Raw genomic sequence first — 22073 nt, 5'->3', positions numbered from 1 at the left:
CTCGCGCGCAAGCACAGCCTGATAAGGGGACCTCGACAAGATGGTCAACGCAGCTTCACAACCGTCGGCCGACATGCCTTTCCCGCTTGCTCCTGGTCAGAGCCGCTCCGGCGCGGCGATTCCCAGTAGTCCGAGGCCGTGGCCGAGAGTTCGGGCGGTCAGCTGGGACAGGGCGAGACGGTTGCCGCGGACGGGTTCGGGGGCGGTGAGGACCGGGCAGGTGTCGTAGAAGGCGGTGAATGCGCGGGCGAGTTCGTAGAGGTAGCCGGCCAGACGATGGGGTTCGAGCGTGGTGGCTACCTCGTCGATGACCGTTCCGTACCCATCCAGGGTGAGACCGAGTTCCCGTTCAGCGGGCCCGAGGGTGATGCTCGGGTCCACCGAAATACCGTCGAGGTCTTCGGCTTTGCGCAGAATCGAGCAGATTCGCGCGTGGGCGTATTGCAGGTAGACGCCGGTGTTGCCGGTGAACGCGGTCATGCGGGCGGGATCGAAGGTGTAGTCCTTGATCCGGCTGGTGGACAGGTCGGCGTATTTCACCGCGCCGATCCCGGCCTGTTCGGCGATGGCGTCGAGTTCGGCGGCGGGCAGGTCGGGGTTCTTCTCGGTGACCACGGTGCGGGCGGCGGTGACGGCGTCGTCGAGCAGGTCCATCAGGCGGACGGTGCCACCTGCGCGGGTTTTGAAGGGTTTGCCGTCGGGACCGAGGACGGTGCCGTAGGCGACATGGTCGACGGTGACCGCGTCGGTGAGCCAGCCGGCGCGGCGGGCGGCTTCGAAAACGAGCTGAAAGTGCAAGGCCTGACGGGAATCCGTGACATACAGCAGCCGGTCTGCGTGCAAGCTGGTGATGCGGTAGCGGATGGTGGCCAGATCGGTGCTGTCGTAGCCGTAACCGCCGTCGCTCTTGCGGACCATCAGCACCGCGGGGGTGTCGTCGGGGCCGGTGACGTCCTGCGAGGCCACCACGATCGCACCGTCACTGTCTATAGCGACGGTCTTGTCGAGAAGCTCGGTGACTGTGTCGGCCAGCATCGGGTTGTAGAAGGACTCCCCGACATAGTCGCCGGAGGTGAGCAGCACCCCCAGGCGGTCGTAGATCGCGGCGAACGCCTTCTCCGATTCGGCGACGATCTCCTTCCACCGGGCCACTGTGGACTCGTCGCCGGTTTGCAGAGCGACTACGCGTCGCCGGGCCCGGTCGGCGAACTCCTGATCGGCGTCGAATCGAGTTCGCGCGGCCTTGTAGAGCATGTCCAAGGCCGATACTGCGCTGGCCTGTCGGTCGGTGAGTTCATCCTGATGCCAAGGGGTTTCAGGGTGCTCGTCTATGTATTGGATGAGCATGCCGAACTGGGTTCCCCAGTCGCCCAGATGGTTCGCGCGGATCACATCCGCACCGAGGAAGTCGAGGACGCGGGCGAGGCTGTCACCGATGATCGTGGTGCGCAGATGCCCGACATGCATCTCCTTGGCCACGTTCGGGCCCGAATAGTCGATCACCACCCGCTGCCCGGCCGCGTCGGCGGCGACACCCAGACGGTCATCGGCCAGCCGGGCAGAGACCTGCGACCAGATCGCGGCATCGGTGACGACGATGTTGAGGAATCCCGGACCCGACAGAGTCACAGACTCGACGACCTCGAGGCCCGCGGCATCGAGATCCCACACCAGCGACTCTGCCAGTTCAGCGGGTTTCGCTCCGGATTTCTTGGCCAGGGGCAGGGCGGCGTTCGATTGGAAGTCGGCGCGATCGGATCGTCGCACGATGGGGTCGGCTCCTGCCAGATCGGGTCGGACTCGGCCGATCGCCTCCGACACAGCGGCAGCGACAGATCCGAGCAACGGCACAACACCGGCAGGACTCACCTGGAATTCCTTTCCTGAACGACGGTAGGCACCGAGTATCTCAGGGCCCCGGGCAAGCATGACTTCACTGGAGCTCAAGCCGTGGGCCGAAACGCGGCAACCGGGGGTCTGGTACCGCGTCAAGCGCGGGCGGCACCTGCAGGCCACACCACGTCCACAGCGATCCCCCGCTCCCGCGCCCACTTCACCACGCTGCCAGTGCCGCCGGCCTCACCACCCTCCCCATCCCACACCGCAACCAGCCGATCAGCCGATCCGAGCAGCACCTTGTTCGCCGCCTCATACGCGTCCCGACCGGCCTCCTCGAAATCCATCACCCGAACCTCGGCCGCACGCGCCACCAGCTCATCGAACACCGGTGCGTGATCAGGCTTCACCTTGGCTTCGCGGTAATTCCGAGAGGGCACGACCACCTCGAGCCGACCACCGGCCTCGAGCACCGCTTGCGCGAACACCGAATCGGTTCCCCGCGCGATACAGCTCACGCCCACCAAATCGGGAACCTCGGCAAGGCGACGAGCGATCTCTTCACGCACCAGCACCGCGGTTTCCTCGGTGATGTTCATGTGCCCGGTCACTGCGACCCGCATTTTCGCTCCTGTGCATTCACCAGCGGGCGTATCCAGTCGCGCAGCTCAGCAACCGCGACATTTACTTTCGCCCGAACTATTCGTTTGTAAAGCTTGCCGACCTTGACCCGAACCCGCTCCCACCGGGTCATTGCAACGAAGTCCAACGCATCATGCCCAACCTGGCAGACCTGACTCTCAACCCGGCAATTGGCCTGACGAACCAGGCGCGACCTGCGATTATTGTGACGGTATCGGTGCACATACGCTTCCGGACCGGTTCCGCTACCGTCGAGAAGGTGAGCGATACCCAGTGGACGATCCTCGGTGAACGGCTGGTCGACGAAAACCGGCACATTCGGCTGTCGACAGCAGACATCCGTCTCCCGGACGGAGTGGAGTTCACCCAATACGTCGCCCGTATGCCTCGGTGTGCAATGGCACTGGTGCTCAACGCCAACCGCGAGGTTCTGCTGATGTACCGGCACCGGTGGATCATCGACCAGTGGGGATGGGAGCTGCCGGGAGGGTATGTCGATCACGCCGAAGACGTTGCCGCCGCGGCGGCCCGTGAGGTCGAAGAGGAGACCGGCTGGCGTCCGCTCACCATGGAACACCTCGTGACCTATCAGCCTGCGGTCGGAACCTTGGACCATCCCCAGGAGATCTACTTGGCCCGCGGGGCGGAGCTCACCGAGACCCTGCCGGACATCAACGAGGCCGAGACGATCGGATGGATACCACTCGACGAGGCGGTAGAGATGATCTCTCGCGGAGAAATCGTCGGCGCAGCGACCGTAGTCGGCGTGTATCGGGCACTCACACTGATCTGACATTCGCCCCTCGATCACGGAACTCCTCGACCACCGGAATATCGCGGTAGGAAGCGAGTCGTGCCCACACGTCTCGGAGGTAGGCGCGGGTTCGGCGGGACTCCACAGTTCCGGACAGTTCGAGCGCCTGGGTACCAATCCGAACAGCTTCGTGCGGATCCTCGGGTATGAGGCTCGACGGGAGCAGGCACAGGTTGAACACCTTTCCCCGCTGGTACCCGTCACTCATATCGAGAGATCGCCGTGCCAGCACGGCGGCACGATCGTTCTCACCCAGGTCCCGGAAGCACTGGCCGGCTTTAGCCTCAATCCCCCGTGCCAATTCCGGCACGTAGTGCCGGAATTGGCGAAAGGGTGCTCTGACCTGCGATAATTCGATGTGTTGAGGATCGAAGTTCGAGGTTGTGGGAGCACCCTTTCGGTGAGGCAGTGTATGTCGTGGTATCCGTCGGTGAAAATCGAGGCCGGTGGGTCGCCGGTCGTGTCGCAGGCCGGGGCGGGGTTGTTGTTGCGGACGGTGGAGAAAACCGGTCTGGCCAGAGGTTTGTCGGAGGGGCTGGCGCGATGGCGCCGGCCGGGAGCGGTGCATGATCCGGGCAAGGTGGTGGCCGATCTGGCGGTGATGCTCGCCCTGGGCGGGGACTGTGCCTCGGATCTGGCGGTGCTGCGCGCCGAACCGGATGTGTTCGGCGCGGTGGCCTCGGACCCGACGGTGTCACGGCTGATCACAGCACTGGCCGCCCAGGAGCGGAAAGCATTGGCAGCGATCGGGACTGCTCGCGCGCGGGCGCGAGCCCGGGCGTGGAAATCCGCGGGCGCAGCGGCCCCTGACCACGGCATCGACGCGGGTTCACCGTTGATCATCGATCTCGATGCCACCCTGATCGATGCGCATTCGGAGAAACAACGAGCAGCGCCGACGTTCAAACGAGGATACGGGTTCCACCCACTGTGGGCGTTCATCGACCACGGAGAGACCGGCACCGGAGAACCCGCCGCGGTCTTGTTGCGTCCCGGGAATGCCGGGGCGAACACCGCCCACGACCACAAGCAGCTCCTGGCCGATGCCCTGGCGCAACTGCCGGGCGCCCGGACTTGGCGGGTGGGCCGGAAAGTGCTGGTCCGCACCGATTCCGGTGGCGGCACCCACGAATTCCTCGACTACTGCCACCGCGGCGGCCTGCAGTACTCGACGGGTTTCGGTCTCACCGAACCGATCGTCGCCGCCCTCGACAGCCTCGGCGACAGCGACTGGCTCCCCGCTCTGGACGCCGACGGGCAGACCCGGCCCGGTGCGTGGGTCACCGAGATCACCGACCGGGTCGATCTGGCGGGCTGGCCACCAGGGATGCGGCTGGTCGTGCGTAAGGAACGACCGCATCCCGGTGCCCAGTTACGGTTCACCGACCACGACGGGCTCCGGTTGACCGCCTTCGTCACCAACACCGGTGGCGGGCACCTCCCGGAGCTGGAGTTGCGGCACCGCCGCCGCGCACGCTGCGAAGACCGCATCCGCACCGCGAAAGACACCGGCGCCCGCAACCTCCCGTTCCACAGCTTCGCCGCCAACCGCATCTGGATAGCGATCGTCGCGCTCGCACTCGACCTGACCGCCTGGATGCAAACACTGGCCCTGCACGGCCACCGGTCACCCCGCTGGGAACCGAAAACCCTACGGCTACGCCTGTTCTCGATCGCTGCCCGGATCGCACGCCACGCCCGACGGATCCGCCTTCGCCTATCAGCTCACCACCCGTGGACCAGTCTCGCACTCACGGCTTTCACCCGCCTCGCAGCCCCCTGACCGACCCCGGAACCGTCCCCGCGAATCAGAAAGACACACCATCCAGGCCCGTGGAACCCGGCAGCCCACCCCGCTGTTCGGGCAGCTACCGCTGCCCGAACAGCGAAACAACCACCCCAACCGCCACCCGGGCCCACCGGCCCAGGTCACGAAAAATTGAGGTTAGACTTTGATCCGATTACCCTCATGAGTGCCTGGCCCGGATGGAGTCGTCGAGGTCACACCCATATGATTGCGCACCCGCCCCGGCAAATCGAACTTGTCGCTGCTGTATGGCATTGTTCGGCGGCAGGAACGGCAGCAGAAGCCTCGGCTCGGGCGCTTGACAACCTCTGCCCCACGACAACCCCGAATTTGTCGTAACAATGCTCATCCGGCCCTCGAGCGGGATCATGAATCCGTGAAAGAGTGTGGCGGACGCGATGTCGACAGCGTCATAGAGCAGGTCGCACAGGCGATACTCGGGCAACGCGAGGAGTTCATCCGGCACCTGTCGGCGGAAATCCGGACCCGAGTTCCGACGCTGGGCACAGATGCCCGGCTACGCGAACTCATGGAGGCCGGGACCAACGAAAACCTCACCGCGGCCCTGGAATTTCTGCGGAGCGGAGGAGACGAGCAGGAGGTCCGCGCCCCGGAACAGGCGCTCACCTACGCCCGCGCGCTGGCCCGCAACGATATCCCTGCCTCCGCCCTGATCCGCGCGTACCGGATCGGACAAGCCGGATTTCTCGACGTCGCCATGCGGTACGCAGTCGAACTGGGCAGCACGGACACTCCCGCAGTGATCATGCGCATCGTCCACCGCACTTCGACCTATATCGACCAGGTCAGCGAGCAGGTCGGAATTGCCCATGAACAGGAACACGAGCGCTGGGTCGGCAGCCGGGGCGGATTGCGGCAGCGCTGGGTGACCCGGCTCCTCGACGGCTCCGCCATCGATATCGGAGACGCGGAAAAGGCCCTGCAGTATCCCCTCACGGGCCACCATCTCGCGGCCACCGCGTGGACCGACCCGCACATCGGCTCCACCACGGCGGCGGAACTGCTCGATCAACTCCGCACGGCACTGACAGGTCTGTTCGGGCAGGTCAGTCCCACCCTCCTGATCCCGGTGGACGAGCACGAGGCCCGATTGTGGTTCTCGGTCCCCCGCGACACCATCGTCGATGCCCGCGCGATCGACCGCGCGCTGGCTGCGCGCGGACTGCCGGTACGGGTGGCGTTCGGTCGCTGCGCCACCGGGGTCACCGGATTCCGGCTGACGGCCGGTCAAGCCGGGAGGGCCCGGCAGATCGCCCTGCTCGGCGATCCCGGCCGCGACCGGGTGATCTCGTACACCGATGTGGCCGCCACAGCATTGCTGGCCGGCGATCTCGGGACGCTACGCGAATTCGTCACCGACCAGCTCGGCGCCCTCGCAACGGACAACGAGCGCAATCAGTGGCTGCGCGAGACTCTGCGCGTTTTCCTCGCCCGCAACAACAGCTACGCAACGACCGCGCAGGAGCTCACGATCCATCGCAACACCGTGCAGTACCGCGTCCGGCAGGCCCTGAACCTGATCGGTTCACCGGATGACGGGCACGACGCGGACCTGCACCTGAGACTGGCGCTACAGGCCACACACCTGCTCGGCCCCGCGGTCCTGAACCCGGCCGAAATCTCGACGAAGCCGGCCTTCCTTCCATAAGGGGCGGCCACGGGTCCGCACTCGTGCATCGCGCACAAAGGCAGAGCAACCTTTCATGCTGCCGGAATATGGTCTGCCCGATCGGATGCGCCGTAGGGTTCCGTTGTCCGGCGCACCCGCCACGGGGTCGCCCGGAACCGCCGCCCAACTCGGCACCGGTGCCGCCGCGGCGCAAAACCTGTCGCGGGAAGGTCCGCGCATCCCGCCCACCTCAGGAGTACTCCGTGTCCTCGATCCAAACCGTCCGCGGTACGGTCGATACCGCCGACCTCGGTGTCACCCTCATGCACGAACACGTCTTCGTTCTCAGTTCTGATGTTCAACAGAACTATTCGGCCGAATGGGGTTCGGAAGACACGCGGGTGGACGACGCCGTGCGCCGGTTGACCGCCGCCTATGAGGCGGGGGTACGCACCATCGTGGATCCGACGGTGACGGGCCTCGGCCGCTACATACCCCGGATCGCGCAGATCGCCGCACGGATTCCGCTGCGCCTGGTGGTCGCAACCGGGCTCTACACCTACGACGACGTACCGTTCTACTTCCGGTACCGGGGCCCGGCACTGGATCCGCTGGTGGGCACGCAGGTTCCCGACCCGCTCGTCGATATGTTCGTCGGCGATATCCGCGACGGTATCGGCGATACCGGAGTCAAGGCAGGCATGCTGAAATGCGCCATCGATGCGCAGGGGCTCACACCGGGCGTGGAGCGGGTGATGCGCGCAGTCGCCCGGGCCCACCACGAAACGGGCGTACCGATCACCGTGCACACACATCCCGATTCCGGGTCCGGCATGGACGTCGAGCGAGTGATGTGTAAAGAGGAAGGGGTCGATCCGGGACGGATCGTCCTCGGGCACAGCGGTGATACCACCGACCGCGACTACCTGACCGCACTCGCGGACGCTGGTTTCGTCCTGGGCATGGACCGGTTCGGAATCAATCTCGATACCACCTTCGAGGCGCGGGCCGATACGTTGATCGAGATGGTGCGCCGCGGGTACGCCGAACGGATGGTACTCTCGCAGGACGCCAGCTGCTACATCGACTGGATGGAACCCGCCATGCGGGAGGCAGTCCTGCCACAGTGGCACTACACCCACCTGTTCGACGACGTTTTCCCCTATGTGCTAGACCAGGGTATCGAGCAACGGCAACTCAACATGATGCTCGTGGAGGTGCCGCGGGCGTTTTTCGAGGGCCGGTGAGCCCCGCGCGACGAGCACGGCGACGACCGGTTCACCGAGACCGGTACTTCGGATCGCGCTGAGCGGAATTCGGCGCACAACAGCGTCTGGCCCCCGGATCGATGGTGAGGTTCGGTTCTTGCCACACGCGCGGCGGCCGTCGTTGTTAAGCTTCCTCGGCGCGCCGTTCGGAGCCGGAACTATATGCAGACCAGAAAATTTTGATCAGAGGGATCGGGACGGCCGCCGTTCGACCACCCCGCAGTAAGCGGGAAGCACAGGGAGAAAATTGAGCCCGACTCCACGTACGACCGGCACCGCTCCGATTCCCCACGACTTCGACGAGGACCGGGTCCAGCTGTATTCACCGGAATTCGCTGCCGAACCCTACCGGGTGTATGCGCAGATGAGGAGCCGCTACGGCTCCCTGGTTCCGGTGGACCTCTCGCCGGGAGTGCCGGCCACCCTCGTGATCGGATATCACACCGCGTTGCGGATCCTCAACGACCCGGACCGGTTTCCCGCCGACCCACGCGTCTGGGAGACAAACATCCCTGCCGAATGCCCAGTCAAGCCGATGTTGGAATACCGGCCCAACGTGCTTCGCACGGCCGGCGCCGAACACGCCCGGTATCGGTCCCCGATCGCATCCGCCCTCGGCCGCGTCGATTTGTACCGGTTGCACGATACCGTCGAACAGATCGCGATACCGCTGATCAACACATTCTGCGCCGACGGGCGCTGTGACGTGATCAAGCAGTACGCGCTGCCGGTCACGTTCGCGACGGTCAACGAGCTGCTGGGCTGCTCACCCGACCTCGGGCAGCGTGTGGCCGCCGGGATGGCGGCCCTGTTCGACACCGTGGACGCCGCCGCGGGCGCCTCCGTGTTGGCCAGTGCCCTGGCCGAGCTGACTGCCCAGAAACGCGCCACTCCGGGTGAGGACGTCACAACCCGGCTGATTCAGCATGCGGCCGCGCTGGATGACTTGGAAATGGTGCAGCAGCTGATCCCTCTGTACGGGGCGGGGATCGAGCCGGAGCAGAACCTGATCGCGAACGCGCTGCTGCTGATGCTCACCGACGAGCGGTTCGCCGCCGGGATCCTGGGTGGCAGCCTCTCGACCCGCGACGCAGTGCATGAGGTGCTGTTCGATGACACACCGGTTGCCAATTTCTGCATGAGCTATCCACGCCAGCCGATCATGATCGAGGAAACCTGGCTGCCGGCGCATCAGCCGGTACTGATCAGCCTCGCAGCCTGCAACACCGACCCCGCGGTACGTGGCGCCGCCATCACAGCAAACCGGTCACACCTGGCGTTCGGCTCGGGCCCGCATGCCTGCCCGGCCCGCGCAGCGGCCGAGATCATCGCCCAGGTAGCGCTGGACCAGCTGCTGGACGCCCTGCCGGACATGGAACTGGGCGTACCTCACGACCAGCTGACTTGGAGGCCGGGCCCGTTCCATCGCGCGCTGGCTTCTCTGCCGGTCACGTTTCCCCCGAGCCCACCGGTCAACCCCGCACCCGCACATCAGGTTTCCGCTGGTTGAGTGAGGAGCCCACCCATGACCACATCTCCCGACCGAACCGTGATGGCGGAACGCTACGCGCGGGCAGCGGGTACACGCGAAACACGCTGAGAGCGTGCCGATACCGGACTCCCCCGTCGCGGCGGGCGCACCTTCCCAGCTGATGGGCTCAACCGGCCGAGCCGGTCGGCCCCGGCGCCGGGTTGTCGACCAGCGCTGCCTTGTAATGCGCGTCGACAACAAAACCCTGTACCAGATCCTCGCCATCATGCCGGGCTCGATGGTGACGGCCGCCATGACCCAGAACTTGCCCGAACGGGCACTGCACATCCATGAACGCCTCCCCGTGCGGGAACACCCATTTCCGGGTCGAAACCACGGCCCTGGGCTCATCCGTCCCGGGATTGGAACAGAATGCGTCCCACTCGATGCGGTAGACGTCATCGGTGTCGTTCGTACATGTGAACCCTTCACAGCTCACACCCGGCGCCAGATTCGGGGCCGGCTGAGCGGTGGCCTGGGGAACGAAAAGCCCGGTCCCCACAATGCTGAGGGCGACCGCACCCAAGCCTGTGGCCAGGCGCTGATTCACTATTGGTCAACTCCGATCCGAACGAACGACGCGAATCACAGAACACGCGAAACTTGCGCCGACAGTAAGTACATACGGCGGCCGCCTTCTCCTTCGGTATCGGCATGGGTGGGAAGTCCGGCGCCGCTGATCGCCGACCCGGCGCACCTGCCGAAGCTTCAAGGCGTTCGCCGAGCAGGGAAATTACGTCCGCGAAACGAACGACTGATCTACGATCAGCGGCGCGGTCCCGGTTACCACAGCTGCGCTGGAATCAGGACTGTCCAGACCTGCCCCAGCGCGAACGGGATGGCTGTACCGGTGGGGGTTGTATAGGTTGTACCGGCCTGTGAGGAGGGCCGGGACCACACGGCCGGGAACGCTTCACCGTCGCGAAGGACAAGTGCCTCACCGCTGCCGGTCGTCTGGGCCAAGGGTGAGACGCTGCCCGCGATATCGCTGACGGCCGAGTCGTGCACCTCCACACTCTGCAGCACGACCGTACTCGCCAGGACCTGTCCGGTATCGGCCTCGGTGTAGGCCGCACCGTCCATGGACACCAGCCACCCGTGGTCGCCAGGTGACCAGTCGAAACCGATCACCGTGTCCTGATACCGCGCTTTCTGATACTGCGTGGGCAGGCCGCCGGCAGGCGTAGGACCGAAGTGCAATTGCGACGCCGCCGGCCATCCGCCGCCTACCGGCAACTGATCCGAGCGGACGAACATGTTGTGCGGAGCGTCGCGACTGTAGTCGCGGAAGTACGCCGCGGGTTGCCGCTCGGCCGAGGCATTCCGGAGCGAAGACTGATCGACGGCGTCAACCAGCTCAGGTGCGGCACCAGAGGACGCCAACGTCGGGTTGCCGAACTGGTCCAACAGCGTCAGATCCGTTTCCCGCACGCTGCGGACAGGTCCGATCACCGGGGGTATATCGGTCGAGAACACGGCGGCCAACCGGCTCGAACCACCCTCCACCGGCTCGACGTAGACCGAATCGGCGGCTCCGAGCCCTACCGGTGGCCGTGCCAGCGGACTGTTGTCTATCTTCGCGACCAGCACGGGCGCCCCCACCCGAGGAGATCGGGTGCCGGTACTGCACGCGAGCACAGCGCACATTCCCAGTGTGGTCAGGAACGCGGCAATCCACACCCACCATCGCTGTTGCATAGGGGCCACCCTCTGACGCACGCAATTCTACGCCGCACTCGACCAGGCAAGAGTGGCCGATACTGCTGATGCCGGTCCATCTCGAGGAAGCCGTGTAGTCCATCTCCGCGCGGAGCACGCTCGGCAGGCCCGTCGGCTATGGCTCCGACCACACGCACCACCGGCGTCTACCGCAGCATGACTCCGGTGGCGGCCAGTTCACTGGCGGCTCTGTGGGTGAAACCCGCCATGCCCATGGCCGTGAAGAGTTCGTGCGCGGTGTGCAGATGTTCGCGGGCCTGCGGTCCGCGGCGTTCGCGGCGCAACCATTCACCGTAGAGAAGGTGGGCGCGGGCCAATTCACCGCGCAACGTGGTGCGGGCGAGATGCGAGAGCGCAGCCCGGTACCGGCGTTCGCGTCCGGCCCGTCGCTCCCGAACGGTACCGGCACGAACGACCAGCACTGTTGTCGTCATGGGCGCCGCGCCTGGACTCGTACGCGGGGAACACAGGCCCGATCGGCGGTCGCCGGTGCGCGGTCGTCCGGGTGCCACTATTGACGTGCGCGAAGGACACACCGTGACTGCTGGGACCGATTCGATCGGGAAAGGGGCTTCATGAACTCGCGGGCCGATACCGGGCTGTGCTCGCCGCCCACCCACCCACCGGCGCCGAGCCTTCGATGACCACGCCGGATCGGGCACCGAGCGACCCCGGCCGGCGCACCCTGCTGCACGGCCCGCTGTTCTCCCGCCGCACACCACTGCGGCCCGATAACGCGGCCTCCCGGATCAGCGCCTACATCTACGGCAATATCCTCGTCCTCACCGCCCTGGTGCCGGTGGTCACGGCACACAAGCACGTCGGGATCCTGGTGGTCCTCGCCACCGCCGCCTCGACCTTCGTCGCCCACAGCTTCGCCGAAACGGTGGGCGACAGCGTGCGCCGGCAACGCGCCGCGACCCGGAGCGACCGGATCCGCGGACTACGCGACTCGGTTCGATCCTCACGTCGGCGGTACTGCCCTGCGCGATCCTCGCGACTGGATGGCTGGGGTGGATCGAACCCCGGACCTCGCAAATTCTCGCCGAGATCGTCGTCCTGATCCGCATCGGGGGCATTGTGTTCGTGATCCGCCGCCTGCGCGGCGAACATCCGGGCCGCGCCTCGATCGTCGCCGCCGTACTGGTCACCCTCGCCGCCACCACGGTGGTCGTGGTGAGGATCGCGCTCACCCACTGAGCAATGCCTGCGCTTGGGGGGCAAGGACTCCTCGCGAGGGGTGTAGAGCATGAGCCAGTGGTCCCGTTCGGGGTCGTGGAGCATCTCGAGGTCGAAGCTCAACCATCCGCGGGCGGGATGGTGCAGGTGTTTCACCGCTGAGCGCAGCGTACCGACCTCACCCCGTTCCCAGTGGTCACGGAAGCTCGCTCGTACTGGTCGCCGTGAGTTCGGTCCGCAGTGACCGGAGGTACTCGTCGCCGGGGTAGCGACCGAGTGCCGTGCGGAGTTCTGCTGCCGCGACTCGTCTGAGTTGTGCCGCACCGTCTTCGCCGAGCAAATCTGCGAGGGCCCTTGGCGGGTCCCCGATAATGCGTCCACCCGGTAATTGAGTCCGGGTCGTTCGGTTGGTGTTCAGTCGATCCCGCAGGCCACTGGGTGGTGGGTGCAGGTGCAGGACGCAGCGTACTCGGCCGCGGTCCGGTAGCCCAGGGCTGAATGCCGGTGCCGGAGGTTATGGTCGGTCTTGAAATCCCCGATCACGACCCGGGCCTCGAGCAGGCTGGTCCAGTGGTTGCGGTTGAGGCATTCGGTGCGTAGCCGGCGGTTGAACGATTCGACATAGCCGTTGTTCCAGGGCGGCCCGGCGGAATATAGGACATGCCTACCCGGTCACCGCAAAACTGTTGCAGGGCCGCGGAAATCATCTCCGGCCCGTTGTCCATCCGCAGCACCATCGGCGCGCCTCTGGCGGTGAATACCTTCTCGAGTTCGGCCACCAGCCGTTCGGCCGTGATCGAGCGTTCCACCAGATGCAACAGGGACTCGCGGGTGTGCTCGTCGACCATCGACGCGATCTTCACCGCCCGCCCGTCGGTGGTGGAGTCGAACTGGAAATCCAGCGCCCACACCACCTTCGCAGCGTCCGCGGCCACCGCCGGGATCGAGGAGGTCCCGGCACGTTTGCGCGGGTGATGGGCCCGCACCTGCAGGCCCTCTTCCCGCCACAACCGATGCACCCGCTTGATATTCGCATCGCTGCCCTCGTCGAACCGCAGGGCAGCCCAGGCCCTGCGGAACCCGTGGCCAGGATGTTGCAGCGCATACGCGCGCAGCCACGCCCGTAAACCCGCATCAGGATCGGCCGGGGTCGCAGCGGCCGGCAGGCGCCGGTAGGTGGATCGGTGCAGCCCGACAACTTTGCACGCAAACCGTTCCGACATGCCCAGTACTTGTGTGAGCATGTCCACGACCCGGCGGCCGGCCGTCGGGCTCACCATTTTCCCTTGGCGATCTCCCGCAGCGCGTCGTTCTCCAGCTCGGCATCGGCCAGCAGGCGCTTGAGCCGGGTGTTCTGTTCCCGCAGCTCCTTGAGCTCTTTCGCGGCGTCGGTATCCATGCCCCCGTATTGGCGGCGCCAGTTATACAGCGTCGCCGCCGAGACTCCGAGGTCCTTGGCGATCTCCTCACCAGTCGCCCCTCCGGCGGCGAGTTCGTCGGCACGGCGCAGCTTCCGCACGATGTCTTCGGCGGAATGCCGGCGGTCAACGCGTTCGCGATCACCTTCGCTGACCGCTGGCCCGACGCCCGAACCTACTGAGAGAAACCGCCGGAAACACCTTTAGCGAGATAGTCCCCTTACGCCGTACCTGGTCCCATTCGATGAGCACAAGGAGTACCAGAGGAATAGGGCCTCCTTCGATCTCTCGGAACTTGAGGAAGCGACAGCTGAGGACGCCAGAGACAACGGTCCTGTATAGCGAGCGAACTAGGGATCGAATTTCTCGGCTAATCGCAAGGTCTGGCGGTGGTGAGGGACGGGCGACCAAGATCGGGTCCGGAGTTGGTGGTTGTCCGAGGCGCAGCGTCGGTGGTTGGTGCAGGGTGTGCGTGCAGTGACGTCGACGCACGCGTATGCGGTTCCGTCCCGGTTCGTACTGGCGTGGTTCAACCGACGCTTCGGAAAGGTGCCGGGGCGTACGATGACGGCCGTGAATCCGGCTGTGACTGAACTGTTGGCTCCGCTGACTGAATCGCGGCGGGCTCACTCGGTCGCGGTGGGGCGCCGGATGGAGTCCGTAGCAGAGCTACTGCCAGCCGACCTTTGTGGGGATGCGGTTCTGGCTGCGTACCTACATGACGTCGGCTACGGACATCCTGACCTCGGATTTCACCCAATAGACGGCGCCCGGTTGCTGAAATCACTCGGGTACTCGCCGATCGTGTGCCATATGGTTGCGTTTCACACGGCAGCGGAGGTCGAGGCCGCAGTGAGAGGCCTGGACGCGGGCATATTCGATGAGTTCCAACTCTCGGGTGTGGCCGGCCTCGGGAAGGCCGAAGATTTCCTGTGGTGGTCCGACCTGTCGACGGGCCCGAACGGGGAGGATTTCACGGTGGATGAGCGGCTGGCTGAAATCGTTCGGCGCTACGAACCGGACAGTGTCGTTCACACCGCGATCACGAGAGCGGAACCGCGACTGCGTGCAGCGGCTCAGCGCGCATCGGGATCGATGTAAGGCTCGCTCGCGTTCAACGCCCAGTCGATGCGCTTCCGCTGGCTGCGGTCCATCGTCAAGTCGGGGATCTGCTCGACCGGCACCCACTCGACGCGCGTGCTCTCGCTGCTCGTCACGGGTTGCCCACCGATCGCCTCGCCGCGATATACAACGGTGAATTCCTGACGGACCTCGTCGTTGCTCGCGTAATGGATGACGTGGGTCGGATCGGTGAAGATGCCGACAATGCCGGTTAAATGGATATCCACTCCCGTCTCTTCCCGAGTCTCGCGAACAGCGGTACGACTGAGAGATTCGCCTGGGTCATGGGCGCCTCCCGGCATGGACCAATTGCCGTTGTCGGACCTGCAAATCAGAAGGACCTCCCCGCCCTTCTGGACAAATGCGGCTGCGCTCGGGCGGACACTGTTCGCGGCCGGTGCGTGTGGGTCCTGGTGGTAGTCGATTCGCCGTCCCATGAGGTCAGGTTACGGTGCGGCCTGTCTTCCAGACAGCCTCGAACGAGTCCATGTAGTAGGCAAAGAGTCGTCCGCCGGGAACTTTCTGGAGGTGCTGAACCGGAGATTTCGCCGCGTACGCACCGTAGCTGTGAGTGTTGACCAGCACCGAGTCGCCGAATCGGTAGATGCTGTTGTAAAGCGTGGTGCGGTGTGTCCGGATATCTACCATCGGCAGTTCCATTGTTTCCCGGAGATACTCCAGCGTCGACTCGCACCGCTTCGCCAGCGCGGGCAAGCCTTCTTCACGTCCTCGTGCTACGACCTCCGGTGCGTCACTTTCGCCCAGGAGGATCCGAACTTGAACACCGGCACCCGCCTTGGCGCTGATGACGTTCACGAAGTCCAGTGACTCGACCAGAAAGCCTCCCGCATAGACCAAAACATCCATGTGGTCGCCGGCTTGCTTCATGAGCGAGCGCCATACCTCATGCGGCACTTCGTGCCGGGTCGGCCAGATCTGCACCAGCTCCGACAGTGACGCAGCAGCGGACCTGCTGCCGGCCAGCAACTCTGGCCACAGGTACGTTTCGTCCCGGTCAAGGACTCGGGCCGCCTTCAGCCGCAGACCGGGGTGTGGACACCGACCCTGGGTAATCCACCGCTCGACGGTTTTCGTGCTGACGTCAAGCCGCTCCGCCAGAGCATGTTTCGTAAGGTTCGCGCTGGCCATAGCACCCCGCAGCCGTTCGTTCGTCATGTCTAGGTTCTAGCCGAAAAGCGTCCCTATGTGTCCCAAATCTTGGGTTATTTCGTCCCTATATGTCGCGGGACTCTTGTCGTGTCGGAAGTTTCATCGGTCTTCGACTCATGTAAGCCACACCAATACAAGGGGTTTCAATGACCGCCCTCCTGAACCAGATCGCTGCTGGACTACGCGCATTACACGGCCCCTACCCGACAGCCCTCACCCGGGCTGACGTCCCGTTCCGTAGCAACGCGCTCCCCGACCAGGCGGCGCCATGAGCTACTCGATCGCGTTCGGCTGGATCGACTATGACATCAGCCGTGCACCCGAATGGGATCGCGCCCAGATACACCGACTCGCCCGCCATCTCGGGTACCGCCTCGTGTGGCCCGACGAACGATCGGTACTCCGGGTGGCCGACCAGGCACGCAACGCCCGGGCCGACCTGGTGATCCTGCCGGCGCCCGATCACCTGAGCCCGCTCGAACTCAACGCGGTCATGGACGTGGCCGATGTGGAAACCGTGGTACCGCGACTCGGCTTCGCCCGCTGGGCATTCGCGAAGGTGAGTCCATGAGCGCCACGGTGGCGATCGGTTTCGCCATCGCGATCGGGCTACCGCTGCTGGTGATCGCGGCGACGATCTGGTGGCCGTGATGATCGGAGCACCGAACCGCTTCGCGCATGTGCACAAGTCGGCCGCGACCTATCTCGACGTCGCCGCCAACGACCACGGCGACGAGAAGGGACGCATGTTCGTCCCGCACTATCTGCGGGAGGGCACCCATCCCTATCACCATCACGACGACGAGGTCGTCGCCCGGCAGAACTCGCGCATTGTGCCCGTAGCCGAATTGGATACCCGGGTGTGCGCGGTGATCGAAGCGCCGGTCGGGCTGTTCCGCGAGGTGCAGCGGCACTACATCACCTGCCGCGACCATGTTGATGGCGTTCATGTCCGCGGCCGAACAGGGCACCGACGACTGTGTCCGAACCTGGGATTCGTGGTTGACCCGGGAAGGCCGCGAGACCTACGCCTACCTCACCGTCGACGAGCTGCTTTCCGCGTTCGCGGTGCACTCGATCAACGCTCATCCCACCCAAGACCTGGTCCTGATGCCGGTCTCGGCCGATGATGTGTTCACCCGCGACCGGCGCTACTACAACCGCTTCCTCACCCACCGCCTATCGAACCCGCTCGTCGACGCGAAGCAGATGGTGCTCTTCCAGAACATCCCGCTGAGCGACACCGAAACCCTGCAACGCGCCCTCGGCACCCTTCAAACGATCTGCTCGAAACCGACACTTGCTCGACTACACAAGGCAATTCACTGGAAAGGATGATCCCCCGCATGGACCTGATCGAGGTCGAACGCAAATGTGAACTCACCGACAGCGAAACCCTGCGCCACCGCCTCGCCGAACTCGGCTACCGCGAAATCAGCTGACCGAAGTCGACACCTACTACAGCCGCCCCGACGTCGACTACATGGAAACGGTCGAATGCCTGCGGGTACGTCAGCGTGGCGACTCGGCCGAGATCACCTACAAGCCACCATCCAACACAGTTACCCATTCGGTTAGCGGCGTCATCGCGAAGCAGGAGAACAACGTTCAGCTCGCCGACACCCGCCAAGCGGGCGCGGCGAACGCACTGCTCGCGGCGGTCGGAATGGTCGAACTCGTACGAGTCGAGAAGGCCCGCAGCACCTACCGTCATCCAGACTGTGACAGCACGGCCGTGAGCATTGATCTCGTCGCCGGTGTCGGCGCCTTCGTCGAAACGGAGATTCTCGCGTCCGACAGCGACGGTGCAGCCGCACATCTCGAGGACATCGAACAGACGATCGGCATTTCCGCTAACCCGATCGTGCGCCTCCCTTACCGGGACCTGGTAATGCGCGCACAAACAGCAGTATGACGGATGCGCAAGCGGCGATGGTGTGTGCTTCGCGCGCCCTCACTCTCGCCTTGCGCACTCCACCGGAACTGCTCGGATCGGCCGACCCACCGCCGCGCACAGTGCGGATTCGCCGGCCCCGCCGCTATCGTCGGCGTCACCCCAGCGCCGGACGAGGAGACCGAACCCATGCGTCGTCGCACGCTGCTGGCCGGCCTGGCCGGCACCGTCACCGCTCTCGGCGTCACACCGCCACCGTCGACAGCGGCACAGATATCCGACCCGCTATGCGCGCTGGAACGTGCGCTGCTGGCCCCGCCCGCTCCGGGCATCCCTGTCGATCTACGGCAGCTCGGCCGCCAGATCGCCGCGGCACAGTCGTTGTTCGGCCGCGGGCACTACACCGAACTCGCCGCCGGACTACCCCGGCTGCTGTCGAACGCGACAGCAACCCGCACCGCGGGCACCAGCACAGATGATGTCGCCGAAGCCGGGGCGCTCGTCGCCCGCGCCTACGTCCTGGCTTCCAGACTGAGTGTCAAACTCAGCTACGATCAACTCGCCTGGACCACCGCCGACCGCGCGATGCAGGCCGCCGACGGCAGCCACGACCCGCTGACCCGAGTCTCGGCCCATCGGTCATGGGCGATCGTGCTGCGCCGCACCGGACACACCGACACCGCAACACGGCTGGTCCTCGACGCCGCGACCTCGTTACAGCCAGAACTTCACCGAGGTGCGGAATACCTTGCGGCGTATGGGACGCTACTGTCCACCGCGGCATACACCGCCGCCGTCGACGGCGATCGCGAGTCCGCCCGAACTCTGATCACAGAGGCATCACACACCGCTGCACGGCTCGACCACGACCGTCCAGGTTCCGTCGCCGGATTCGGATACGGCACTGTCGGGCTGTACCAGGTCAGTATCGCGAGAGTCCTCGGCGACTCCGGCGCAGCCATCGACGCAGCACGTCGGATCGATGCCGCAGCAATTCCGCTGGCCGAAAGCCGCGCCCGCTACTGGTCCGACGTAGCCCGCGCATTCCACCAGTGGGGCAAACCCGAACAGTGCTACCGGGCACTGCGGGCTGCCGAACAAGCCGCTCCCGACGAAGTCCGCTACCGCAGACCCATCCAGAAGATCACCGCAGACCTGCTGCAACACCCGCAGACTGCGACGCTGCCGGGCCTGCTGGCCTTCGCCAGGCGCACCGGCACGCATACGTAGTAGCCCGGCCGATCCACACGCCGCTACCCATCACTGCCGGAGTCGATATAGGTCAACAGCGGTTCTCCGTGGGGACATGGTTGTCATCGGACCGGACCGTATGCTGACGCCGAGCGACCAGGTCGCCCTTGGTGAGACTGGCCGCGCCGAAGGGCCCCGGCGACAGGCGGCTCCGAATCTCCCCACCGACACGGAGTTCACCTCGGGTGGATACAGCCCGGGAAGCGACGGCTGGCTGCGTCCACAGATATCGGCGACGCCTGTCCGTTGAGTTCGACGGCAGTGTTGGCTTGTTTCAAGATCGAGTGTCCGTAAATTTCGCCGCATACCGGATGGCCGTGGTTGCTGATCAGGTGACCGGGAGGCCCGCCCCGGCCCCAGAGGGCAGTGACCGCTTGCACCTCGCAGAGGTGAAGCAATGCTGTTCAGCGTTCTGCAACAAGAGCGTGGCTTCGGCGCTAGCTGACTGGTCACTGGACGGGCTGAATCCGGCGGATCCGGTCTTCGGGATCGTTGCGGAACAAATCGCTGCGGTCGATGGCGAAGTCGCCGTTGGGCAGCGTCTGACCTTGGCCGTAATACCGACCGATCACTGTGTCTGGCAGGTAGGAGCGCAAACCGTGAGACATCTCGGCCGGATAGTCGACCTGCTGACCCCATCCCGGTGGGGCTTCATCGCTGCCGAACAGGACCCAATGATCGACGGGTACCGGATCGCCCAGATCGGGCGCACTACCGGTGTGTGAGTCCAGCGCGGGCGCGACGAGCAGGTCGGGGTCGGCGGGCTTATACCACAACATCAGTGGCTTCGCCTGTTCGGCCTCCGCATTGTCGAAGCAGCACAACGCAATTGTGTGGTTCGGGAAGTGATCAGCATAGAAAGTGAACAGGTCGGAGCTGAGTTGAGGCCTCTTGCGTCGGGGTACACGATCGAGTACATCGGGAATCCGTTGCGGGTTGGCCGCGAGCAGCACCGTGTACACGTCGTGCTCGAAAATACATACCTCCGGACTGGAACCCATCCAATCAATACTCCTGCCCGGTTCCTCCGCAGTCGCGGCGATCGGACGTACTGCGTCCACCATCCGTTGCAGGACGTCCTCGTGATGCTGGACCGAAACAAAGTTGTCCGGCGTCATGGTCTCGTCAGCGGGCACGTGCAGGAGCATGGCGTTAGCACCGCCAGCCAGGTTGACGGCGGTGTTCTGGTATCCGAGAACATGAATCACCTTGTGATAAGGGTGATCAACTCTTCCGGCATAGACGGTCGTGCCGGTGAATGCTGCATTGGCGGCAGAGACGCACATGAGCATCACTCTATGGCACCTCCTAAAACCGAATCAGCTCCTGCCGCACTGGTCCCCACGCCAGCGCCCACCGGACCCGCCGTCCACCGACCGAATGTAACCCACATCACATGGCACTTGATTCCGACGATCGCAGCTCCGCCCTACCCTCAACTGTAGTGCCGTCAGAATTCGTGGACACCATCCCTGTCCGATTTCAGGGCGCGGACGAAGGCCATGGACAAACCCCGCCCGAATCGATGGACATAGCCACGACGGCGAAAGTTACGGCACGTATGACGGCCCGTCGAACACTGGTGCGTGATCAGGCTTCACTTCGGCTTCGCGGTAATTTCGGGAGGGCAACACCACCTCGAGCCGGCCACCGGCGTCGAGCACCGCTTGCGCGAACACCGAATCGGCTCCGCGAGCGAGCAGTAATGGCGAGAATTGCAGATAACCGCAGCCTTTATTACTTCACGTGGAAGATCCCCTCGACAGGGTTCCAGCTCCGGTTGCCGTGCATGACATGCAAGTAATACGAGTAATTCGCGCAGGTTGCGTACAGAGCGCCGCAGAAGAAAGGCAGAACACGCCACACGAAGTCGGGCAGAGGGCTACCCATAGCCACTTCCACCAGTATCAGCACTACACTGACACCGAACCCCACAGCGAGAAGCACGAGGGCCTTTCGCCACATACCCAGCACAACGTAATAGATGGGGCCGAAAAGGAACGCCAGGATATTGAAACCCCACAGCACCCGTTTGCCGAACGGTAGTTGACGAAATGCCGCTTGATACTCCCGCGTTGCGGGCGAACCGTGCGTATCGAAGAACTCGAAGCGCTCACGCCACTTCGGTTTGACATCGGCCCGGCCGACCGATCCGGTGTCACTCACGGCCACTCCTGGATGGAACGAATACCCAACCCTGCGGAGTAGCAACCGAGTAGGGTCGTTCCACCCCCACCCCGGCTCGAACCGGCCACCTGCAGCTCTCGATCCGCAGAATATGGCAGCGCGCCCCATCCCGCAATCACAATCCATCCGCTCCGAAATTGGCAGCAGTCCACTACAATCCGGGTGCGTCGACTAGCGAATCGGACTGACTGATGCAGCCTGAGCAGCAGGCTGTATCATCAGTCGGCACCATATCAACTAGATGCGGTTGAGTAGGCAGCACCGATGGGGGATTTATGCCGACCAAAGTTGATCCGGATGCTCTACGGGCGTGGGCCAGTTGGCTCGACGGGGTATCAGAAGAGTTCACGCAAATATCCGATGACGTCACCGTTGGCTACGGCGCCAAGTTTCCCGGTACAGGCCTGGAAGCGGTTCTCAACGAAACGCGTGATTCCATCAAGGGCGCACTGAACAGTCTCTCCTCACGCGCAACCGAGATGGCAGATATCGCACGCGGTAACAGCGAGAATTACGAGATAACCGATGTCGATTTCTCCGCCCGGCTGGACGGGATGGGCGGACTGACGTGACCGAACGCGGACTTCGCATATCGGAAATCGAGG

Annotated in this window: 21 protein-coding genes and 3 pseudogenes; 13 read left to right on the top strand and 11 right to left on the bottom strand. The window is 64.6% G+C overall.

Features of this window, described 5'->3' with window-relative positions:
• Positions 1 to 96 precede the first annotated feature (96 nt).
• A complete protein-coding gene (gene argS / locus ON22_RS28795; RefSeq protein ID WP_081595919.1) occupies positions 97 to 1929 on the bottom strand; it encodes an arginine--tRNA ligase in 1833 nt (610 codons plus the stop codon).
• Positions 1930 to 1988: 59 nt separating this feature from the next.
• Positions 1989 to 2459 carry a hypothetical protein gene (locus tag ON22_RS28790; protein ID WP_033247671.1) on the bottom strand — a complete coding sequence of 157 codons (471 nt, stop codon included), beginning with the start codon at positions 2457 to 2459 and terminating at the stop codon, positions 1989 to 1991.
• 278 nt (positions 2460 to 2737) lie between these two features.
• Between ON22_RS28790 and ON22_RS28785 the strand changes: the two genes are divergently transcribed.
• The 5 genes from ON22_RS28785 to ON22_RS28760 all read left to right on the top strand — a co-directional run bounded on the left by ON22_RS28785 (position 2738) and on the right by ON22_RS28760 (position 9507).
• Complete coding sequence (locus ON22_RS28785) at positions 2738 to 3271, top strand: NUDIX domain-containing protein (RefSeq protein WP_033247681.1); 534 nt, start codon at positions 2738 to 2740, stop codon at positions 3269 to 3271.
• Positions 3272 to 3692: 421 nt separating this feature from the next.
• Positions 3693 to 5075: an IS1380 family transposase gene (locus ON22_RS28775; protein ID WP_033247669.1), complete on the top strand. Its 1383-nt coding sequence runs from the start codon at positions 3693 to 3695 to the stop codon at positions 5073 to 5075.
• A 400-nt stretch (positions 5076 to 5475) separates the two neighbouring features.
• Entirely contained in the window at positions 5476 to 6768 is a 1293-nt protein-coding gene (locus ON22_RS28770; protein ID WP_051158225.1) for a PucR family transcriptional regulator, read from the top strand.
• Positions 6769 to 6992: 224 nt separating this feature from the next.
• Positions 6993 to 7976 carry a phosphotriesterase family protein gene (locus tag ON22_RS28765; RefSeq protein ID WP_033247668.1) on the top strand — a complete coding sequence of 328 codons (984 nt, stop codon included), beginning with the start codon at positions 6993 to 6995 and terminating at the stop codon, positions 7974 to 7976.
• Between the two features lie 268 nt (positions 7977 to 8244).
• A complete protein-coding gene (locus tag ON22_RS28760; protein WP_033247667.1) occupies positions 8245 to 9507 on the top strand; it encodes a cytochrome P450 family protein in 1263 nt (420 codons plus the stop codon).
• Between the two features lie 148 nt (positions 9508 to 9655).
• Here the strand turns inward: ON22_RS28760 and ON22_RS28755 are convergent, their stop codons facing one another.
• The 3 genes from ON22_RS28755 to ON22_RS28745 all read right to left on the bottom strand — a co-directional run bounded on the left by ON22_RS28755 (position 9656) and on the right by ON22_RS28745 (position 11681).
• Positions 9656 to 10078: a hypothetical protein gene (locus ON22_RS28755; RefSeq protein ID WP_033247666.1), complete on the bottom strand. Its 423-nt coding sequence runs from the start codon at positions 10076 to 10078 to the stop codon at positions 9656 to 9658.
• A gap of 233 nt (positions 10079 to 10311) precedes the next feature.
• On the bottom strand, positions 10312 to 11226 hold the full coding sequence (locus ON22_RS28750) for a DUF3048 domain-containing protein (protein ID WP_081595916.1): 915 nt from the start codon (positions 11224 to 11226) through the stop codon (positions 10312 to 10314).
• 167 nt (positions 11227 to 11393) lie between these two features.
• Positions 11394 to 11681: a hypothetical protein gene (locus ON22_RS28745; protein WP_033247665.1), complete on the bottom strand. Its 288-nt coding sequence runs from the start codon at positions 11679 to 11681 to the stop codon at positions 11394 to 11396.
• A 206-nt stretch (positions 11682 to 11887) separates the two neighbouring features.
• Here ON22_RS28745 and ON22_RS28740 point away from each other — a divergent pair.
• Positions 11888 to 12447 (top strand): annotated as a pseudogene (locus ON22_RS28740) (hypothetical protein).
• 36 nt (positions 12448 to 12483) lie between these two features.
• Here the strand turns inward: ON22_RS28740 and ON22_RS38645 are convergent.
• Together ON22_RS38645 and ON22_RS28735 are read right to left on the bottom strand one after the other, a co-directional pair.
• Positions 12484 to 12750 (bottom strand): annotated as a pseudogene (locus ON22_RS38645) (MmyB family transcriptional regulator); the annotation flags it as partial.
• Positions 12751 to 12840: 90 nt separating this feature from the next.
• Positions 12841 to 13948 (bottom strand): annotated as a pseudogene (locus tag ON22_RS28735) (IS3 family transposase).
• 469 nt (positions 13949 to 14417) lie between these two features.
• Here ON22_RS28735 and ON22_RS28725 point away from each other — a divergent pair.
• Positions 14418 to 14945 (top strand): HD domain-containing protein, encoded by a 528-nt coding sequence (locus ON22_RS28725; RefSeq protein WP_157170450.1) that lies wholly within the window; start codon positions 14418 to 14420, stop codon positions 14943 to 14945.
• Here ON22_RS28725 and ON22_RS28720 read toward each other — a convergent pair.
• Both ON22_RS28720 and ON22_RS28715 read right to left on the bottom strand, forming a co-directional pair.
• Entirely contained in the window at positions 14921 to 15403 is a 483-nt protein-coding gene (locus ON22_RS28720; protein WP_033247663.1) for an NUDIX hydrolase, read from the bottom strand. The two genes, ON22_RS28725 and ON22_RS28720, sit on opposite strands and share 25 nt — an antisense overlap.
• 4 nt (positions 15404 to 15407) lie before the next feature.
• The gene (locus ON22_RS28715; RefSeq protein WP_033247662.1) at positions 15408 to 16142 is read right to left on the bottom strand and encodes a helix-turn-helix domain-containing protein; all 735 of its coding nucleotides are present in this window, start codon (positions 16140 to 16142) and stop codon (positions 15408 to 15410) included.
• A gap of 140 nt (positions 16143 to 16282) precedes the next feature.
• Between ON22_RS28715 and ON22_RS38220 the strand changes: the two genes are divergently transcribed.
• The 5 genes from ON22_RS38220 to ON22_RS28695 all read left to right on the top strand — a co-directional run bounded on the left by ON22_RS38220 (position 16283) and on the right by ON22_RS28695 (position 19260).
• Positions 16283 to 16408, top strand: a complete 126-nt coding sequence (locus ON22_RS38220) for a hypothetical protein (protein ID WP_255218567.1) — start codon at positions 16283 to 16285, stop codon at positions 16406 to 16408.
• Positions 16405 to 16707, top strand: a complete 303-nt coding sequence (locus ON22_RS28710) for a hypothetical protein (RefSeq protein WP_033247661.1) — start codon at positions 16405 to 16407, stop codon at positions 16705 to 16707. The genes ON22_RS38220 and ON22_RS28710 overlap by 4 nt, the downstream gene beginning before the upstream one ends.
• Before the next feature lie 368 nt (positions 16708 to 17075).
• The gene (locus ON22_RS28705) at positions 17076 to 17474 is read left to right on the top strand and encodes a hypothetical protein (RefSeq protein WP_197039752.1); all 399 of its coding nucleotides are present in this window, start codon (positions 17076 to 17078) and stop codon (positions 17472 to 17474) included.
• 145 nt (positions 17475 to 17619) lie between these two features.
• Positions 17620 to 18051 carry a CYTH domain-containing protein gene (locus ON22_RS28700; RefSeq protein ID WP_197039751.1) on the top strand — a complete coding sequence of 144 codons (432 nt, stop codon included), beginning with the start codon at positions 17620 to 17622 and terminating at the stop codon, positions 18049 to 18051.
• Positions 18052 to 18219: 168 nt separating this feature from the next.
• Positions 18220 to 19260 carry a hypothetical protein gene (locus ON22_RS28695; RefSeq protein ID WP_033247659.1) on the top strand — a complete coding sequence of 347 codons (1041 nt, stop codon included), beginning with the start codon at positions 18220 to 18222 and terminating at the stop codon, positions 19258 to 19260.
• Between the two features lie 470 nt (positions 19261 to 19730).
• On the opposite strand, the gene ON22_RS28690 is transcribed toward ON22_RS28695, so the two are convergent.
• Together ON22_RS28690 and ON22_RS28685 are read right to left on the bottom strand one after the other, a co-directional pair.
• Complete coding sequence (locus ON22_RS28690) at positions 19731 to 20567, bottom strand: hypothetical protein (protein ID WP_033247676.1); 837 nt, start codon at positions 20565 to 20567, stop codon at positions 19731 to 19733.
• A gap of 451 nt (positions 20568 to 21018) precedes the next feature.
• Positions 21019 to 21447, bottom strand: coding sequence for a DUF2628 domain-containing protein (locus tag ON22_RS28685; RefSeq protein WP_033247675.1), 429 nt, complete (start codon positions 21445 to 21447; stop codon positions 21019 to 21021).
• Between the two features lie 296 nt (positions 21448 to 21743).
• Between ON22_RS28685 and ON22_RS28680 the strand changes: the two genes are divergently transcribed.
• A complete protein-coding gene (locus ON22_RS28680) occupies positions 21744 to 22040 on the top strand; it encodes a WXG100 family type VII secretion target (RefSeq protein WP_033247658.1) in 297 nt (98 codons plus the stop codon).
• Positions 22041 to 22073: the final 33 nt, after the last annotated feature.

The sequence above is a fragment of the Nocardia carnea NBRC 14403 genome (assembly GCF_000308515.1).
Classification (GTDB): domain Bacteria; phylum Actinomycetota; class Actinomycetes; order Mycobacteriales; family Mycobacteriaceae; genus Nocardia; species Nocardia carnea.
The sequence above is the reverse complement of the archived record's forward strand: the minus strand, read 5'-3'. Positions and strand labels throughout refer to the sequence as shown.

Coding starts and splice junctions, on each gene's coding strand:
- ON22_RS28700 (WP_197039751.1), top strand. CDS start 17,620: ATGGAAACGGTCGAATGCCTGCGGGTACGTCAGCGTGGCGACTCGGCC.
- ON22_RS28790 (WP_033247671.1), bottom strand. CDS start 2,459: ATGCGGGTCGCAGTGACCGGGCACATGAACATCACCGAGGAAACCGCG.
- ON22_RS28710 (WP_033247661.1), top strand. CDS start 16,405: ATGAGCTACTCGATCGCGTTCGGCTGGATCGACTATGACATCAGCCGT.
- ON22_RS28690 (WP_033247676.1), bottom strand. CDS start 20,567: ATGTGCGTCTCTGCCGCCAATGCAGCATTCACCGGCACGACCGTCTAT.
- ON22_RS28720 (WP_033247663.1), bottom strand. CDS start 15,403: ATGGGACGGCGAATCGACTACCACCAGGACCCACACGCACCGGCCGCG.
- ON22_RS28680 (WP_033247658.1), top strand. CDS start 21,744: ATGCCGACCAAAGTTGATCCGGATGCTCTACGGGCGTGGGCCAGTTGG.
- ON22_RS38220 (WP_255218567.1), top strand. CDS start 16,283: ATGACCGCCCTCCTGAACCAGATCGCTGCTGGACTACGCGCATTACAC.
- ON22_RS28750 (WP_081595916.1), bottom strand. CDS start 11,226: ATGCAACAGCGATGGTGGGTGTGGATTGCCGCGTTCCTGACCACACTG.
- ON22_RS28695 (WP_033247659.1), top strand. CDS start 18,220: ATGCGTCGTCGCACGCTGCTGGCCGGCCTGGCCGGCACCGTCACCGCT.
- ON22_RS28715 (WP_033247662.1), bottom strand. CDS start 16,142: ATGACGAACGAACGGCTGCGGGGTGCTATGGCCAGCGCGAACCTTACG.
- argS (WP_081595919.1), bottom strand. CDS start 1,929: ATGCTTGCCCGGGGCCCTGAGATACTCGGTGCCTACCGTCGTTCAGGA.
- ON22_RS28745 (WP_033247665.1), bottom strand. CDS start 11,681: ATGACGACAACAGTGCTGGTCGTTCGTGCCGGTACCGTTCGGGAGCGA.
- ON22_RS28705 (WP_197039752.1), top strand. CDS start 17,076: ATGGCGTTCATGTCCGCGGCCGAACAGGGCACCGACGACTGTGTCCGA.